Below are 15,797 nucleotides of genomic sequence, written 5' to 3' on the forward strand. Positions count from 1 at the left end.
CTGACCGGCCGCTGACCCGTCGTTCGCAAGGCAGATCACCCCCAACCACTCAATAACCATGCGAATTCTGCTTGTCGAAGATGACGCCGTTCTGCGCGATGTGATGGTGCGCAGCCTCGCGGATGCCGGCCATCGCGTCGACGTGTCGACCAACGTCGAAGATGCCGATCACCTGTGGCGCGTACAGCCCTTCGATGCCGTGCTGCTCGACCTCAACCTGCCGGCCACCGCGAGCCCGACCAGCGGCCTCGCAAGCGGCCTCACCGCGCTGCGGCAGGCACGTGCGCGCGGCGACCGCACTCCTGTGCTGGTGCTCACCGCGCGCGGTCGCACCGAGGAGCGCATTGCCGGCCTCGATGCGGGCGCCGACGACTACCTCGGCAAGCCCTTCGACCTGGCCGAGGTCGAAGCCCGCCTGCGTGCACTGGTACGCCGCGCCAAGGGCACCGAAGACATCGTGCTGCTGGGCCAGCTGAAGCTCGATCGCAAGGCACGCCGCTTCTCGACCACGAGTGGTCCGCTCGACCTGCCGGCGCGCGAGTTCGAAGTGCTGTGGGAACTCATGAGTCCGCCGGGCCGCACCGTGAGCAAGCGTGCGCTGTCCGACAAGCTGTCGAGCTTCGACGAATCGCTCGGCGACAACGCGCTCGAGGCCTTCATCTCCCGCCTGCGCAAGAAGCTGCAGGGCACGGGCGCGAGCATCCGCACGCTGCGCGGCATCGGCTACCTGCTCGAAGCCGAGGTGTGATCCGCGCGTGACCGAGCCGCAGCAACAGCCGACGGAAACGCAACCCGCGGCCATCGTGCGTGCGCCGTCGCTCACGCGGCGCGTGCTGCGCAACGTGCTGGTGCCGCTGGCGCTCACGTGGATGGTCGGTGCTGTCATCGCGCTGGTCATCGCCAACTACTTTTCCGAGCAGGCCTTCGACCGCGGCATGCTCGACGATGCCTATGCGCTGTCGGCCAACGTGCAGGCGGGTGAGCGCGGCATCGAACTGCTGCTGACGCCGCGCGAAGTGGCCACCGTGCTCTTCGACCAGGTCGACAAGGTGTACTTCGCGGTGCAGAGGCTCGACGGCTCACTGATCTCGGGGCAATCGGGCCTGCAGGCGCCGCTGCCGGTGGACGGCTCGCGCTACCGCTTTTCCGACATCCGCTACGAAGGCGGCACGCTGCGCGCGGTGGTGCTCGAGCATGACGCCGAGCCCGACATCAGCATGCCCTACCGCGTGATCATTGCGCAGACCACGCTGAGCCGGACCGCACTGGTGCGGCAGCTGCTGGGCTATGCGCTGGCGCCGCAGATCGTGCTGCTGATCCTGCTTGCAGTCTGGCTCTGGTACGGCATTCGCAGCGATCTGCGCCCGCTCGCCGACCTGCAGCGCGCGCTCGACAGGCGTGACGTGCGCGACCTGTCGCCGGTGGCGGTGGCACAGACTTCGCGCGAGCTTCAGCGCCTGGGCAATGCGGTCAACTCGCTGTTCGAGCGTCTCGGCAACAGCGTGCAGGCACAACGCGAGTTCGTGGGCAACGTGGCGCACGAACTGCGCACGCCATTGGCCGGCATCCGCGCGCTGGCCGAGTACGGGCTCGCGCAACAGGACACCAACGTGTGGCGCGAGCAGCTCGAGCGTGTGTCGGAACGGCAGGCGCGCGCAAGCCACCTGATCGACCAGCTGCTGGCGCTGGCGCTGGCCGAGGAAGCGCGCACCGAGCTCAAGCGAGTGCCGGTGCGGCTCGACGTGCTGGCCGAGCAGACGGTGCTGCGGCACCTCGCGCGTGCCGATGCACGCGGCGTCGACCTCGGCGCGCGCGGCCTCGACGACGGCGTGGTCGTGCATGCCAACGAGGCGCTGGTGGAAGGCATCCTCGACAACCTGATCGACAACGCGCTGCGTTATGGCGGGCGCACCATCACCGTCGAGCTCGCGGGCCGCACGCTGAGCGTGATCGACGACGGGCCTGGCATTCCGCTCGAGGCGCAACGTGCCCTGATGCAGCGCTGGGCGCAAGGGCCCGCGGGCGAGAAGCTCGGGCAGGGCTCGGGGCTGGGGTTGTCGATCGTGTCGCGCTATGCGGAGTTGCTGGGGGCTGAGCTGCGGCTTGAAGCGGCCGAGCCCACCGGCCTGCGCGTGAGCGTCGCGTTCGGCGAGGCAATCTAGAGCGTTTGGAGCGGTGTGCCCTGGTGGAACGCCATGCGCCAGCGGCCGGCGCGGCGTTGCCACAGCGAGCTGCGCAGCGAGTCCGCGGCGGGGCGCTGCGCAATGGCTTCGCGGTGCGCGCGATAGGTGACCAGCGCCACATCGGGTGCCATGCGCAGCACGCGAAAGTCCGACATCGTCCGCTGCGAAAACGCCTCGTCGCGCAGCGCTTCGATGATGGCGGCCCGCGTCCACACCGTGCCCGAGACGCCCAGTTCATGGAAGTCGTCGTCGAGCAGTTCTTCGAGTCTTGCGGCGTTTGCGCGCACCTCGCGAAGATGCAATGCGCCTTCGAGTTTCAGCAGCAGCGCGTCGAGATCGTCGTCGGGCGTGGCTTCGTAGAGTTCGAGCGGAAGGCCGTCGGGATCGGCGAAGAAGGTGAAGCGCCGGCCCGTGAATTCATCGGTGCGCAGTGGCTCGACCGCAATGCCCTGTGCTGCGAGTTCGTCGGCCGCGGCCTGCACGTCGGGCACCTCGAAAGACAGGTGACGCAGCCCCTGCGCCTCGGGCCGCGTGAGGCGCGCAGGCGCATCGGGGAAAGAGAAGAGTTCGATCTGCGAGCCGTCAGGCAGTGCCAGGTCGAGCTTGTACGAGTCGCGCGCGGCGCGGTAGTTTTCGGCGATCACGCGCAGGCCGAGCACTTCGGTGTAGAAGCGCTTCGACACTGCGTAGTCGGCGCAGATGATCGCGACGTGATGGATGCGGGCCAGCTGCATGGCGGTCACTTCAATGGCTTGCGCAGGAAGACACGAGTGCGCTCCGCGAAGGCGAGGCGCTTGTATTCGACATAGCCGATGTGTTCGTAGAGCGCTCGGTTCTCGGTCATCTTCTCGTTGGTGAAGAGGTAGATCGAGTCGTGGCCTTGCCGCAGTGCTTCCTGCTCGGCGAGTTCGAGCAGTGCGCGGCCCACGCCGGTGCCCTGGTGTTGCGGCAGCACCGCGATCACGTCGATCAGGAAGCCTTCGTCGGTAGTGTCGAGCACCAGTGCGGCGATGGTCTCGCCATGCTGCGTGGCGACCCAGACCTGCGCATTGGCGATGGCCGCGCCGTAGTCCCTGGTCATCGGAATCGGCGTGAGGCCCAGGCGCGGAATGTAGTGGCTGAAGGCTTCGACGGCGCAGTTGGCGACGGATGTTGCATCGCTCTCGGTGGCGCGCCTGATGGTCCACGTCGTCATGCGTCGAATTCCACTTCGCCTTCGATCTCGACCGGTATGTTGAACGGCAGCTCGGCCATGCCCACCGCGCTGCGCGAATGCGTGCCGATGTCGGGTCCGAAGAGCTCGAGGATGAGGTCCGAGAAGCCGTTGATCACTGCTGGCTGTTTGTCGAAGCCGGGCGCCGAAGCGACCATGCCGAACACGCGTGTCCAGGCCGTGATGCGGTCGAGATCGCCGAGCGCGCGCTGCAGGCTGCCGAGCATCGCGAGCCCCGTGAGACGTGCGGCGGTGTAGCCCTGCTCGACGCTCAGTTCGCGGCCCAACTTGCCAAGCGGCGCGGCGATGGTGCCATCGGCATTGAGCGGGCCGTGACCCGAGATCAATGCGCGGCGGCCGACGATGCGGATGAATTGAAAGGGCAGCACGACGCCGGGTGGCGGCGTCACTGTCGGTGGAAGAACGAGGCCGAGCGCGGCCAGTCGTTGCTCGATGCGGGCCATGGCATTTCTCTCCTGGGGCGGACACAAAGCGTCCGCCGCATCTTGCCATGGCCTTTTCCGGATTACGCCAGTGCGGGGTAGTCCGTGTAGCCCTTCGCACCGCCACCGTACATGGTGGCCTTGTCGAGCTCGTTGAGCGGTGCGTTCTCGCGCAGGCGGCGCACGAGGTCGGGGTTCGAGATGAAGGGCTTGCCGAAGGCCACGAGGTCGTCGCCTTCCTTCAGCGCTTCTTCGGCCAGCGGGCGGTCGTAGCCGTTGTTGACCATCCATGCACCCTTGCCGCCGGCTTCGCGGTAAGCGGCCTTAAGCGCTTCGTAGTCGAAGGGCCGGTCTTCGATTTCGCGCGGGCCACCGGTGGCGCCTTCGATGATGTGGATGTAGGCGAGGTTGAGCGTGGCGAGCTGCTTCACCACGTAGGTGAACAGCGGCTGCGGGTTGCTGTCGTGCACGTCGTTGGCCGGCGTCACGGGCGACAGGCGGATGCCGGTCTTGCCGCCGCCGACGGCGTCGACCACGGCACGCGCGGATTCGAGCAGCAGGCGGGCGCGGTTCTCGATGCTGCCGCCGTAGTCGTCGGTGCGCTTGTTGCTGCCGTCCTTGAGGAACTGGTCGAGCAGGTAGCCGTTGGCGCCGTGCAGTTCCACGCCGTCGAAGCCGGCGGTCTCGACCGCGCTGCGCGCGGCCACCGCGTAGGCGTGCACGATGCCGGGCAATTCGCCGGCGTCGAGCGCGCGCGGCTCGGAGGTCTCGACGAAGGTGGGCACGCCTTCCTTGATGAGCACGGTCTTGGTCTTGGCGGTGATGGCCGAGGGGGCGACGGGCTTGCCGCCACCGGGTTGCAGTTCGGTGTGCGAGACGCGGCCCACGTGCCACAGCTGCACGACGATCTTGCCGCCCTTGGCGTGCACGGCGTCGGTCACGTGCTTCCAGGCGTCGAGCTGCTCGGTGCCGTAGAGGCCGGGCACGTCGGCATAGCCCTGGCCCTGGTGGCTGATGGCGGTGGCCTCGGTGATGAGCAGGCCGGCACTGGCGCGCTGGGCGTAGTAGGTGGCGGCGATGTCGGGTGGGATCGCGTTCGGCGAGCGGTTGCGCGTGAGCGGCGCCATCACGATGCGGTTGGCGAGCTTCAGGTCGCCGGCCTGGACGGGGTCGAAAAGGGTGGACATCGTGCGATCGAAAGCAAAGTTGAAAGAGGCGCAAGGCTAAGCCCCCGGCCTCAACCCTGCTGTCGCACGGTTGTCCCGATTGGTGCTAGGCAAGCAACGCCAGCAGCGCGGGGCTTGCGCGCAGGGGCATGGCCAGCAGGATCTGGCCCATGCCCTTGCCGAGCGGGTCGTTGCGCAGCGAGGCCATGCCGCCGCCGCCCAGCGCCTGCTCGCAGACGAAGTTGAAGGCGCCGATGCCCGGCACCTCGTAGCGCGTGACGCGGCCCTTGACCAGGTGCGCGAGCCATTCGGCCACGCGCGCTTCGGTGAGCTGTTCGCGCAGCAGCGGCAGCAGGGCAGGGTGGCGCGCGATGACGCCGATGTTCGATGTGTCGCCCTTGTCACCGCTGCGAGCCCAGGCGAGGCGTATGAGAGGTACCTCGATGGCGTCAGGGGCCAGGGGTGCTTCATGCGTTTCTGGCGCTCTGACAGGCGATGGGATGGGGGCTGACGCGGAAACCTCGCTGCGCGGAACATCGACGCGTTTCCCATCGATGGTCACCGTGGCTTCCACCCGCGACTTGTCGAGCAGGAACGCGTATTGCCGGATCGAAGGCGACACCGAGGCGCGCCCGCCGCCCGCACCCGTGGTGCCTGGCGCCCACGACGTGCCCGCCGGTGCGACCTCGCGTGCGAACAGCTCCAGCGCTTCCTTGCGTGGATGCGTCACTGCGAGCCGCAGCACCGCTTCGCGCGTCTGCAATGCCTGCGCATGCGGGCCGTAGCAAGATTCCGCGCCCAGCACTTCGAGCTGCGTGCCGCTGTACGGCCCGAAGCCGTATTGCGAGAACAGCGTGCCCGTGCGCGCGAGGATGGCTTCGCCCGTGCGCTTCGCCTTGGCCACCGCATCGAAGCCCACGATGGTGAGTTGCGCCGCCGTCTTGAAGCCGTCGACATACGTGGTGCTGACCTTGTAGCTCGCGGTCGGCGCATGGCCGCGCGCGCCGTGCACACGCACGCGGTGCTCGCCGGCCTGCTCGATGCGCACCTGCGTGAAGTCGGCCACCACGTCGGGCAGCAGGTACGCCGCGGGGTCGCCGATCTCGTAGAGCATCTGCTCGCCCACCACCGCGGGCGTGAGCTTGCCGCCGGTACCCTCCGGCTTGGTGACGACGAAGCTGCCGTCGGCGCTGCATTCGACGATGGGATAGCCGATGTTCGGCCAGTCGGGCACGGTGTCCCAGTCGGTGTGCAGGCCGCCGGTGGCCTGGCAGCCGCATTCGATGATGTGGCCCGCGAGACTGCCGGCGGCCAGCAGGTCGTAGTCGCCCGACTGCCACTTGAATTCGTGCATGAGCACGCCGAGCGTGACGGCGGAGTCGACACAGCGGCCGGTGATGACGACCTGCGCACCTGCATCGAGCGCAGCCTGTATCGGCCGTGCGCCGAGATACGCGTTGGCGGTGAGCACGCGTTCGGGCAGCGCGGCGCCGCTCTGCAGTTCGCGCAAGGGTGGTTGTGCCTGGCGCAGTTGCGGCAGCAGCGGGGACACATCGTCACCGCTCACCACGGCGATCTTCAATGCGATGCCCTGCTCGGCGGCCAGCGCGGCGAGTGCGTCGGCGCAGCCTTGCGGGTTGACGCCGCCAGCGTTGCTCACCACGCGGATGCCCTGTTTCACGGCGTCCTTCAGCACGGCCTTCATCGCGACGGAAACGAAGTCGGTTGCGTAGCCCAACTCGGGCTTCTTGAGCCGGGCACCCGCGAGGATCGACATGGTGAGTTCGGCGAGGTAGTCGAACACGAGGTAGTCGATCTGCCTGCTGCCCACGAGTTGCGGCGCGCCCACGCTGCTGTCGCCCCAGAAGCCCGATGCGCCGCCGATGCGGACGACGCGTTCGTTGTTGTTGCTGCTGTTCATCGGCCACTCCATTGCGGCTTGCGCTTCTCGCGGAAGGCGAGTTGTCCTTCGGCGGCGTCTTCGGTGAGTGCGAACAGGCCGATCTGGCTTTCGGTGAAGGCCATCGATTCCTCGAAGGCCATCGCCTCGATCTTCTTCATTGTGTAGAGGCCGCGGCGGATGGCGGCGGGCGACTTGTCGAGCATGCGGCCGAGCAGCCAGTCGATGCCTTCGTCGACGTCGTCGCTCACGCGGTTGACGAGATTCAGTTCGAGCGCCTGCGCGGCGGTGATGGGCTCACCGGTGATGCACATCTCGGCCAGCACGTGGCGCGGCAGCAGGCCGCCGAGCACGCTGAGCACCTGTGCGGGAAAGAGGCCGACCTTCACCTCGGGCAGGCCGAACACGGCCTGGCTGCTGGCCACGGCCATGTCGCACATCGCCATGATCCCCATGCCGCCGGCCATGCATGCGCCGTTGACGCGCGCGATCAGCGGCACGGTCGATTGCCGGGCCTGGCGGAACAGGTTGGCAAAGCCCTGGTAGGGCGCGGCGTAGTCGAACTTGAAGGAGGTGCCGCTCTGCAGGTCGGCGCCGGCGCAGAAGGCGCGCGTGCCAGCACCGGTGATGACCACGGCGCGCACGGCGGTGTCGTTGTTGGCGCGGGCCAGTGCGTCGCTCAGGCCGGCGAGCACTGCGCCGTTGATGGCGTTGCGGCGCTCTTCGCGGTCGATGGTGAGCCACATGACGGGCCCGCGCATCTCTTCGCGCAGTTCGACGGGGGGCGGGGTTTCGGGCATGGCGCGGGTTCCTTCTTCGGTCGTCTGAAGTTCTGCCCGTAGCGTGACCCGAAAAAAAAGCCGCATCGTGCGGCTTGTGGCTGAAGCAGTCCGGGTTTTCCCCTAGAGGGCATCCGGCCGCTTCAATGCTTCTGCACGCTTTCGCGTGCTTCGGCTTACTTCAGCAGGCCTTCGGCCTTCATTGCATCCTGCACCGCGGGGCGGGCGCCAACGCGTGCGTGCCAGGCCTGGACGTTGGGAAAGCCGGAGATGTCCACGCCCGTGGGCTTGGTCCAGTTGGTGACGGTGAACAGGTAGCCGTCGGCCACGCTGAAGTGGTCGCCCATCAGGTATTGCTTGTTGGCCAGTTCGCCGTCGAGCCATTGGAAGCGCGACTTGAGCTTGTCCTTGAAGATGGTCTTGGCTTCTTCGGGCATGTTCGGGTTGAACAGCGGGCTGAAGCCCTTGTGCACTTCGGTGCCGATGAAGGTCAGCCACTCCTGCAGGCGGTAGCGCTGCAGGGTGCCGGCTGCGGGCGCGAGGTTTTTGATGGGTGCGAGGTCGGCGATGTACTGCAGGATGGCCGGGCCTTCGCGCAGGCGGGTGCCATCGTCGAGCTCGAGCATCGGCACGTAGCCCAGCGGGTTGATGCCGTAGTAGTCGGTGCCGTCCTGCAGCTTGTGGCTCTTGGTGCTGGCCAGCACGGGTTCGACGGCGATGCCTGCCTCGTGCAGCGCGATGTGGGGCGAGAGCGAACAGGCACCGGGCGAGTAATACAGCTTCATTCGAAAAACTCCAATGGATGACGAGGTTGATTGATTGTTGTGGGAGATCGCAGCGGATGCTAGCGGGTTTGGCTGCCTCGCGTTTTTGTCCTACGGCCGCACGCGCGAGGCGACTATCGGGCGCGAGCGGGCCGCTTTCTAAGCTGCGTCGCACGGTGGGCAAGGCCTGCTGCAAGGAGTACCCGATGTTGAAGTACGCGATCATTTTTGCGGTCATCTCCCTCGTGGCCGGCCTGCTCGGCTTCGGTGGCGTGGCGGCCGGGGCTGCCGGCATTGCCAAGCTGCTGTTCGGCCTGTTCCTAGTGCTGGCTGTGCTGTTCGTCGTGCTGGCCGCGCTTGGCGTGGGTGCGGTGAAAAAGGCGCTCGACTGATGCACATCTCCCACGTCGATGCGCAGCTCGACTACGAGGTCGTCGCGCCGGCCCACATGCTGCTCAACATCGAAGCGGCGCGCTCGGGTGCGCAGGCCGTCGTCAGCGAGGAGCTGACGATCGAGCCGCCGACCGAGATGCAGGTGTTCTGCGACGAGGGCAGCGGCAACCGCTTCATCCGTTTCGACGCGAAGCCCGGGCCGCTGAAGATTCGCTACAAGGCCAGCGTGCAGCGCGCGCATGTGGTGGTGCCGACCGACCTGCGAGAGGTGCCGGTCAGCGAAGTGCCCGACGAGGTGCTGCACTACATGATGCCGACGCGCTACTGCGAGTCAGACCTGATGTCGCGCTGCGCGCAGCAGCTCTTCGGCGACCTGCCGCCGGGCATCGGCCGTGTGCAGGCCATCGTCGACTGGATCCACGAGAGCATCGCCTACGAGCCGGGCAGCAGCGACTCGACAACGACGGCGCGCGAGGTGTTCGTGGAACGCGCGGGCGTGTGCCGCGACTTCGCGCACCTGGGCATCACCTTCTGCCGCGCGCTCAACATTCCGGCGCGGCTGGTGGTGGGCTATGTGTGGTTCGACGAGCCGCCGCAGGATTTCCACGCCGTGTTCGAAGCCTGGCTCGGCGGGCAGTGGGTGCTGTTCGATCCAACGCGCATGGCGCCAGTCGACCGGGTGGTGCGCGTGGGCACGGGGCGCGACGCGAAGGACGTGGCCTTCTGCACGATCTTCGGCAACGTGCGCATGACGGACAAGAAGCTCGTTGTTCGCGAGCTGCAGGATGAAAGCCTTGAACCGTCGAAGGCGCCGCCGCCGACTGGCGCGCTGGTCGGCATCGAGAAGCCTGTGCCGGTGGTGCAGGTGGCCGAAGCGACGGGCTGACGCGGATAGTTAGCTATGAAATATATAGCAAACTATCGAGGTTCCGTGGGCATTGGCGGGTAATTTGGCATGGCCCTCTAGCTTGTCCACACAAAGGGCGCAGATCGGCCTGGACGATTAAAATCAGTGCCCCTTTTGCGCCGCGCACGCGTCAGTTGTGCGCTCCCCATTTCAAATGCTGTACCCCGAAGAATTCGACGTGATCGTCGTCGGCGGTGGCCATGCCGGCACCGAAGCCGCGCTCGCCGCTGCGCGCATGGGCGCCAAGACGCTGCTGCTCTCCCACAACATCGAGACGCTGGGGCAGATGAGCTGCAACCCGTCGATCGGCGGTATCGGCAAGGGCCATCTGGTGAAGGAGGTCGATGCGCTCGGCGGTGCGATGGCGATTGCCACCGACGAGGCCGGCATCCAGTTCCGGATTCTCAATTCGAGCAAGGGCCCGGCGGTGCGCGCCACTCGCGCGCAGGCGGATCGGGTTCTGTACAAGGCGGCCATCCGCCATCGGCTGGAGAACCAGCCGAACCTGAGCCTGTTCCAGCAAGCCGTCGACGACCTGATGGTGGAGGGCGATCGCGTGGTCGGTGCCGTCACGCAGGTGGGCATCGCATTCCGTGCCCGTACCGTGGTGCTGACGGCGGGTACTTTTCTCGATGGCCGCATCCATGTCGGCCTCGACAACTACCAGGCTGGACGCGCGGGTGATCCGCCGGCGATCAGCCTGTCGGCGCGGCTCAAGGAACTGAAGCTGCCGCAAGGCCGGCTCAAGACCGGCACGCCGCCACGACTCGATGGCCGCAGCATCGATTTTTCGAAGTGCACCGAGCAGCCCGGCGACGGCATGCCCGGTGGGACAGGGCCGATGCCGGTGTTTAGCTTCATGGGCCGCGCGGACATGCATCCGCAGCAAATGCCCTGCTGGATTACTCACACCAACGCGCGCACGCACGAGATCATCCGCTCGGGCTTCGACCGCAGCCCGATGTTCACCGGCAAGATCGACGGCGTGGGTCCGCGCTACTGCCCGAGCGTGGAAGACAAGATCAACCGCTTTGCCGACAAGGAAAGCCACCAGATCTTTCTCGAGCCTGAAGGCCTGACGACCAACGAGTACTACCCGAACGGGATCTCGACGAGCCTGCCGTTCGACATTCAGTACCAGCTGGTGCGCTCGATGCCCGGGCTGGAGAACGCGCACATCCTGCGGCCGGGCTACGCCATCGAGTACGACTACTTCGATCCGCGCGAACTCAAGAGCAGCTTCGAGACCCGCTCGGTCAAGGGCCTGTTCTTTGCCGGACAGATCAACGGCACGACCGGCTATGAAGAAGCCGCGGCCCAAGGTTTGTTCGCCGGCATCAATGCTGCGCTGCAATGCCGTGGCGAAAATGCCTGGCTGCCGCGTCGCGACGAAGCTTACTTGGGCGTGCTGGTCGACGACCTGATTACAAAGGGCGTGACCGAGCCGTACCGCATGTTCACGAGCCGCGCAGAGTTCCGCCTGCAACTGCGTGAAGACAATGCCGACATGCGTCTGACCGAAGCAGGGCGCAAGCTGGGCTTGGTAGACGACGCGCGCTGGGATGCTTTCAGCCGCAAGCGCGACGCTGTTTCACGTGAAACAGAGCGGCTCAAGTCGATCTGGGTGAACCCGCGCAACCTGCCAGCCGCCGAGTCGGAGCGGGTGCTGGGCAAGGCCATCGACCACGAATACAACCTGGCCGACCTGCTGCGCCGGCCCGACGTGAACTACGAAACGCTGATGTCGCTGGACGGCGGCAAGTACGGTGCCCAGACGGCGCTGAGCGAAACCGAGATCGAGCAGATCGAGATCTCGGCCAAGTACTCTGGCTACATCGAGCGTCAGCACGACGAAGTGGAGCGGGCCGCGCACTTCGAGAACCTGAAGCTGCCGGCTGATTTCGACTACGGCCAGGTCAAGGCGCTGAGCTTCGAGGTGCGGCAGAAGCTGGACAAGCACCGGCCGGAAACGCTGGGCCTCGCCTCGCGCATCTCCGGTGTGACGCCTGCCGCCATCTCCCTGCTGATGATTCATTTGCGCAAGGGCGGCCACAAGGCCTTCGCCCGCGATACCGCCACCACGGAAGCAGCCACCGAGCCGCAGTCCGCGGAATGACGGCGCCGATCGATACGCTGCGCGCCGGCGCAGCCGCCATGGGCGTGGCGCTGTCCGATCTTCAAGGTGAACAGCTGCTGGCCTACGGCACGTTGATGCTCAAGTGGAACAAGGTCTACAACCTCACGGCGCTGCGCGATCCGGGCAGCGTGCTGACGCACCACCTGCTCGACAGTCTGGCGGCCGTCGCACCGCTGCAGCGCGAGTGGGCAGGGAAGGGCAAGCTGCTGGACGTGGGTTCCGGCGGTGGCTTGCCGGGTGTGGTGATCGCCATCATGCGGCCCGATCTTGAGGTGAGCTGCCTCGATGCGGTCGCCAAGAAGGCTGCCTTCGTCCAGCAAGTGGCAGCCGAACTGGAGCTCCCGAACCTTCGGGGACTGCACGCCCGGGTCGAATCCCTGGTCGGCAGCTACGAAGTCATCAGCTCGCGCGCCTTCGCATCGTTGCCGGATTTCTTCAACGGCTCGATGAATCTGCTCGCGCCTGGTGGTGTCTGGTTGGCCATGAAGGGCAAGGTACCGACCGACGAACTCGCCGTCTTGCCGAAGGGCGTGGCAGTGTTTCACGTGGAACAACTGACGGTTCCCGGCCTGGATGCCGAGCGTTGCATCGTCTGGGCACGCAAAGAAGCTGCCGAAATCGGCGCCTGAATCCGCAAAAGAAGCGGCGACACCGGTAAAAGCCGGTGTCCGAACGATCCTCGCGGCGGTGTGCTCGCTTAGACTCGATGCCTCCCTCTGGTCCCTTTCCTGGCTCGCTTTTTCGAGGCAAATCCCATGTTCGGCATCGCTGACTACGGCGCATTCGTCGCCGCCATCGTCCTGTTCCTTCTGATTCCCGGTCCGGGCAATCTGGCGCTGATCACCTCGACGAGCAAAGGCGGCATCCGCGGAGGACTCGCCGCAACAGCCGGCCTGATCATTGGTGACCAGTGCCTGATGTGGGCCGCAGTGGCTGGTGTGTCGGCCGTGCTGGCCGCGTACCCGACAGCTTTCAAGGCCGTGCAGTGGCTGGGCGCCGCCTACCTGGCGTGGCTGGGCCTCAAGATGTTGCTGGCCAAGCCCGGCTCGGCGCCCATCCTCGACATCAAGCCCAGCCATTTCCTGCGCCAGGCCTTCACCATCACCCTGCTGAATCCCAAGGCGATCGTGTTCTACATGGCCTTTTTCCCGCTGTTCGTCGACCCGGCCCGCCATCAGGGCCTGGTCACTTTCGGCGCGATGGCCGTGACGATTGCGGCGCTGACCTTCCTGTACGGCCTGACCTCGACGCTGCTCACGCACTTCCTGGCTGAGCGCATCCGTGCGAATCCCCGCATTTCCGCCACGCTCGAGAAGCTTGCCGGCACCTTTTTGATCGCCTTCGGCGTCAAGCTCGCAATCTCGCGCTGATCGATCCTCCGGTACTGACATGGCCAAGATTTTCTGCATTGCCAACCAAAAGGGCGGCGTCGGCAAGACCACCACCACCGTCAACCTCGCGGCCGGCCTGGCCAAGGTCGGCCAGCGCGTGCTGATGATCGACCTCGACCCGCAGGGCAATGCCACCATGGGCTCGGGCATCGACAAGCGCCAGCTGGAGCTGACGGTGTACGACGTGCTGCTCGAATCGGCCTCGGTGGCCGAAGCCCGGGTCAAGGCCGACAAGCTGGTGGAGGGCGGTTGCGGCTACGACGTGCTGGGCGCCAACCGCGAACTGGCGGGTGCCGAAGTCGAAATGGTTGCGCTCGACCGTCGCGAAAAGCGCCTGCGCACCGCGCTGGCCGCGGTCGGCGCCGAGTACGACTTCGTGCTGATCGACTGCCCGCCGAGCCTGAGCCTGCTGACCCTCAACGGCCTGTGCGCCGCCCACGGCGTGATCGTGCCGATGCAGTGCGAGTACTTCGCGCTCGAAGGGCTGACCGACCTGGTCAACACCATCAAGCAGGTACACGCCAACCTCAACAAGAACCTGCAGATCATCGGCCTGCTGCGCGTGATGTTCGATCCGCGCATCACGCTGCAGCAGCAGGTGAGCGAGCAGCTCAAGTCCCACTTCGGCGACAAGGTGTTCGACACGGTGATCCCGCGCAATGTACGGCTGGCCGAGGCGCCCAGCTACGGACTGCCGGGCGTGGTGTTCGACCCGGCCGCCCGCGGCAGCCAGGCTTTCATCGCCTTCGCCCAGGAGCTGGTCGACAAGATGCCGCCCGCGAGCGCCTTTGCTTCGGGCGCGGTGGCACCGCCGATTGCGCCGGTCACGCGCATCGCACCGGACCTGCCAATTCCCGATGACGTGATGGCACCCGCGCCCGCATCCGACTCCACCAGTGAAAACAATGCCTGACGCTTGCCGCTGCTCGGCAAGGTGCTATCAAGTTCGTAGCAAATGACAACTCCGCGCATCCTGCTGCTGCCCGGTTGGCAGAACAGCGGCCCCGGCCATTGGCAAACCCGCTGGGAGTCGGTGTACGGCGACCACCGCGTCGATCAGCACGAGTGGATGCGCCCGTTGCGCGGCGACTGGTCCGCCCGGCTCGAAGAAGAAGTGCTGGCCTCGCCCGGCCCGGTGGCTTTTGCGGCGCACAGTCTCGGCTGCATCCTCGTTGCCGCGTGGGCCGCGCACTCGCGCAACACACACAAAGTGCGCGGCGCGCTGCTGGTCGCGCCCGGCGACGTCGAGAGCGACAACCTGCGCCAGCTGATTCCTGGCTGGGCGCCGATCTTGCGCAAGCCGCTGCCGTTCCCGGCGGTGCTGATCGCCGCCAACGACGACCCGTACTGCGAAGCCTCGCGCTCGCAGCAGCTTGCCAAAGACTGGGGCGCACGCTTCATCGATGCCGGCCCGGGCGGCCACCTGAATGCCGAATCCGGCCTGGGCGACTGGCCCGAGGGCCGGAAACTCCTGAACGAAATCTCGAAAGAAAAGAACTGATGGCGACCAAGAAACCCAAGGGCCTGGGCCGCGGCCTCGAAGCGCTGCTCGGCCCGACGGCCGCGCCTTCCGCCGACAACGGCAATGGCGGCAATTCGGGCTCGGAAGAGGGCGGCGCACAGAGGAATCCGACGACGCTGATGCTCGACCAGATGGTGGCCGGCGTCTACCAGCCGCGCACACGCATGGACGAAGGCGCGCTCTACGAGCTGGCCGAAAGCATCAAGGCGCAGGGCATCATGCAGCCGATCCTGGTGCGCCGGCTCGACGCCGAATCGGCAGCCGCCAAGAACGCCGAGTACGAAATCATCGCGGGCGAACGCCGCTTTCGCGCCGCCAGGCTCGCGGGCCTCGACAGCGTGCCGGTGCTGGTGCGCGACGTGCCCAACGAAGCCGCCGCGGCGATGTCGCTCATCGAGAACATCCAGCGTGAAGACCTCAACCCGCTGGAAGAGGCCCAAGGCCTGCAACGCCTGGTGAACGAGTTTGGGCTCACTCACGAGCAGGCCGCACAGGCCGTGGGTCGTTCGCGCAGCGCGGCGAGCAACCTGCTGCGCCTGTTGAACCTGGCCGAGCCCGCACAGCAGATGCTGATGGCCGGCGACATCGACATGGGCCATGCCCGCGCGCTGCTGTCGCTGGACCGTGGCACGCAGATCACGGCGGCCAACCAGATTGCGGCCAAGAAGATGTCGGTGCGTGAAGCCGAGGCGCTGGTAAAGAAGCTCGCGGCCGAATTCACGCTCACGCCCTCGCGACGCGGCAACGACGGCGAAAAGTCGCGCGACCTGCAGCGCGTGGAAGAAGAACTGGCCGACCTGCTCACCGCCGAGGTCGAGGTGCGCATCAAGAAGCGCAGCAAGCGCGGCGGCCGCATCGAGGAAAGCGGCGAGCTCGCCATTCACTTCGGCTCCATCGAAGCACTCAACGGATTGATCGAGCGCATCCGCCGAACGGCCTAGTGTTGTGAACGAGGGGGCTGGCGTTCGTTTGATTGATTCCTGCAATCCTTTGCGCGTA

17 protein-coding genes are annotated in these 15,797 nt (G+C 66.4%); 10 read left to right on the top strand and 7 right to left on the bottom strand.

The window, feature by feature from the left end; translation table 11 throughout:
• Nucleotides 1-58: 58 nt before the first annotated feature.
• Nucleotides 59-748: a response regulator transcription factor gene (locus ACZYSP_RS20545; protein ID WP_489016201.1), complete on the top strand. Its 690-nt coding sequence runs from the start codon at nucleotides 59-61 to the stop codon at nucleotides 746-748.
• Between the two features lie 7 nt (nucleotides 749-755).
• The gene (locus ACZYSP_RS20550) at nucleotides 756-2,162 is read left to right on the top strand and encodes a sensor histidine kinase (RefSeq protein WP_176928844.1); all 1,407 of its coding nucleotides are present in this window, start codon (nucleotides 756-758) and stop codon (nucleotides 2,160-2,162) included.
• Here ACZYSP_RS20550 and gloA2 read toward each other — a convergent pair.
• The 7 genes from gloA2 to gstA all read right to left on the bottom strand — a co-directional run bounded on the left by gloA2 (nucleotide 2,159) and on the right by gstA (nucleotide 8,469).
• A complete protein-coding gene (gloA2, locus tag ACZYSP_RS20555) occupies nucleotides 2,159-2,917 on the bottom strand; it encodes an SMU1112c/YaeR family gloxylase I-like metalloprotein (protein ID WP_489016204.1) in 759 nt (252 codons plus the stop codon). The two genes, ACZYSP_RS20550 and gloA2, sit on opposite strands and share 4 nt — an antisense overlap.
• A 5-nt stretch (nucleotides 2,918-2,922) precedes the next feature.
• Entirely contained in the window at nucleotides 2,923-3,378 is a 456-nt protein-coding gene (locus ACZYSP_RS20560; protein ID WP_426390964.1) for a GNAT family N-acetyltransferase, read from the bottom strand.
• Complete coding sequence (locus ACZYSP_RS20565) at nucleotides 3,375-3,860, bottom strand: RidA family protein (protein ID WP_489016206.1); 486 nt, start codon at nucleotides 3,858-3,860, stop codon at nucleotides 3,375-3,377. The genes ACZYSP_RS20560 and ACZYSP_RS20565 overlap by 4 nt, the downstream gene beginning before the upstream one ends.
• A 62-nt stretch (nucleotides 3,861-3,922) precedes the next feature.
• Nucleotides 3,923-5,026, bottom strand: coding sequence for an alkene reductase (locus tag ACZYSP_RS20570; protein WP_093174690.1), 1,104 nt, complete (start codon nucleotides 5,024-5,026; stop codon nucleotides 3,923-3,925).
• Nucleotides 5,027-5,111: 85 nt separating this feature from the next.
• Nucleotides 5,112-6,926: an acyclic terpene utilization AtuA family protein gene (locus tag ACZYSP_RS20575; RefSeq protein ID WP_489016209.1), complete on the bottom strand. Its 1,815-nt coding sequence runs from the start codon at nucleotides 6,924-6,926 to the stop codon at nucleotides 5,112-5,114.
• On the bottom strand, nucleotides 6,923-7,705 hold the full coding sequence (locus tag ACZYSP_RS20580; protein WP_489016211.1) for an enoyl-CoA hydratase/isomerase family protein: 783 nt from the start codon (nucleotides 7,703-7,705) through the stop codon (nucleotides 6,923-6,925). The genes ACZYSP_RS20575 and ACZYSP_RS20580 overlap by 4 nt, the downstream gene beginning before the upstream one ends.
• A 155-nt stretch (nucleotides 7,706-7,860) precedes the next feature.
• Nucleotides 7,861-8,469, bottom strand: coding sequence for a glutathione transferase GstA (gstA, locus tag ACZYSP_RS20585; protein ID WP_093076490.1), 609 nt, complete (start codon nucleotides 8,467-8,469; stop codon nucleotides 7,861-7,863).
• Nucleotides 8,470-8,654: 185 nt separating this feature from the next.
• On the opposite strand from gstA, the gene ACZYSP_RS20590 reads away from it, so the two are divergent.
• The 8 genes from ACZYSP_RS20590 (at nucleotide 8,655) to ACZYSP_RS20625 (ending at nucleotide 15,739) form a co-directional block, all read left to right on the top strand.
• The gene (locus ACZYSP_RS20590; protein WP_013538518.1) at nucleotides 8,655-8,840 is read left to right on the top strand and encodes a DUF1328 family protein; all 186 of its coding nucleotides are present in this window, start codon (nucleotides 8,655-8,657) and stop codon (nucleotides 8,838-8,840) included.
• On the top strand, nucleotides 8,840-9,727 hold the full coding sequence (locus ACZYSP_RS20595; protein WP_093076492.1) for a transglutaminase-like domain-containing protein: 888 nt from the start codon (nucleotides 8,840-8,842) through the stop codon (nucleotides 9,725-9,727). Before ACZYSP_RS20590 ends, ACZYSP_RS20595 begins: the two co-directional genes overlap by 1 nt.
• Nucleotides 9,728-9,902: 175 nt before the next feature.
• The gene (gene mnmG, locus ACZYSP_RS20600; RefSeq protein ID WP_489016215.1) at nucleotides 9,903-11,864 is read left to right on the top strand and encodes a tRNA uridine-5-carboxymethylaminomethyl(34) synthesis enzyme MnmG; all 1,962 of its coding nucleotides are present in this window, start codon (nucleotides 9,903-9,905) and stop codon (nucleotides 11,862-11,864) included.
• The gene (gene rsmG / locus ACZYSP_RS20605) at nucleotides 11,861-12,514 is read left to right on the top strand and encodes a 16S rRNA (guanine(527)-N(7))-methyltransferase RsmG (RefSeq protein ID WP_489016217.1); all 654 of its coding nucleotides are present in this window, start codon (nucleotides 11,861-11,863) and stop codon (nucleotides 12,512-12,514) included. The genes mnmG and rsmG overlap by 4 nt, the downstream gene beginning before the upstream one ends.
• A gap of 126 nt (nucleotides 12,515-12,640) precedes the next feature.
• The gene (locus ACZYSP_RS20610; RefSeq protein ID WP_093057109.1) at nucleotides 12,641-13,255 is read left to right on the top strand and encodes a LysE family transporter; all 615 of its coding nucleotides are present in this window, start codon (nucleotides 12,641-12,643) and stop codon (nucleotides 13,253-13,255) included.
• A 19-nt stretch (nucleotides 13,256-13,274) separates the two neighbouring features.
• Nucleotides 13,275-14,189, top strand: coding sequence for a ParA family protein (locus ACZYSP_RS20615; protein ID WP_093057108.1), 915 nt, complete (start codon nucleotides 13,275-13,277; stop codon nucleotides 14,187-14,189).
• A 42-nt stretch (nucleotides 14,190-14,231) separates the two neighbouring features.
• Entirely contained in the window at nucleotides 14,232-14,777 is a 546-nt protein-coding gene (locus ACZYSP_RS20620) for an RBBP9/YdeN family alpha/beta hydrolase (RefSeq protein WP_489016220.1), read from the top strand.
• Nucleotides 14,777-15,739 carry a ParB/RepB/Spo0J family partition protein gene (locus ACZYSP_RS20625; RefSeq protein ID WP_093057106.1) on the top strand — a complete coding sequence of 321 codons (963 nt, stop codon included), beginning with the start codon at nucleotides 14,777-14,779 and terminating at the stop codon, nucleotides 15,737-15,739. The genes ACZYSP_RS20620 and ACZYSP_RS20625 overlap by 1 nt, the downstream gene beginning before the upstream one ends.
• Nucleotides 15,740-15,797: the final 58 nt, after the last annotated feature.

The organism is Variovorax sp. F042, assembly GCF_057814215.1.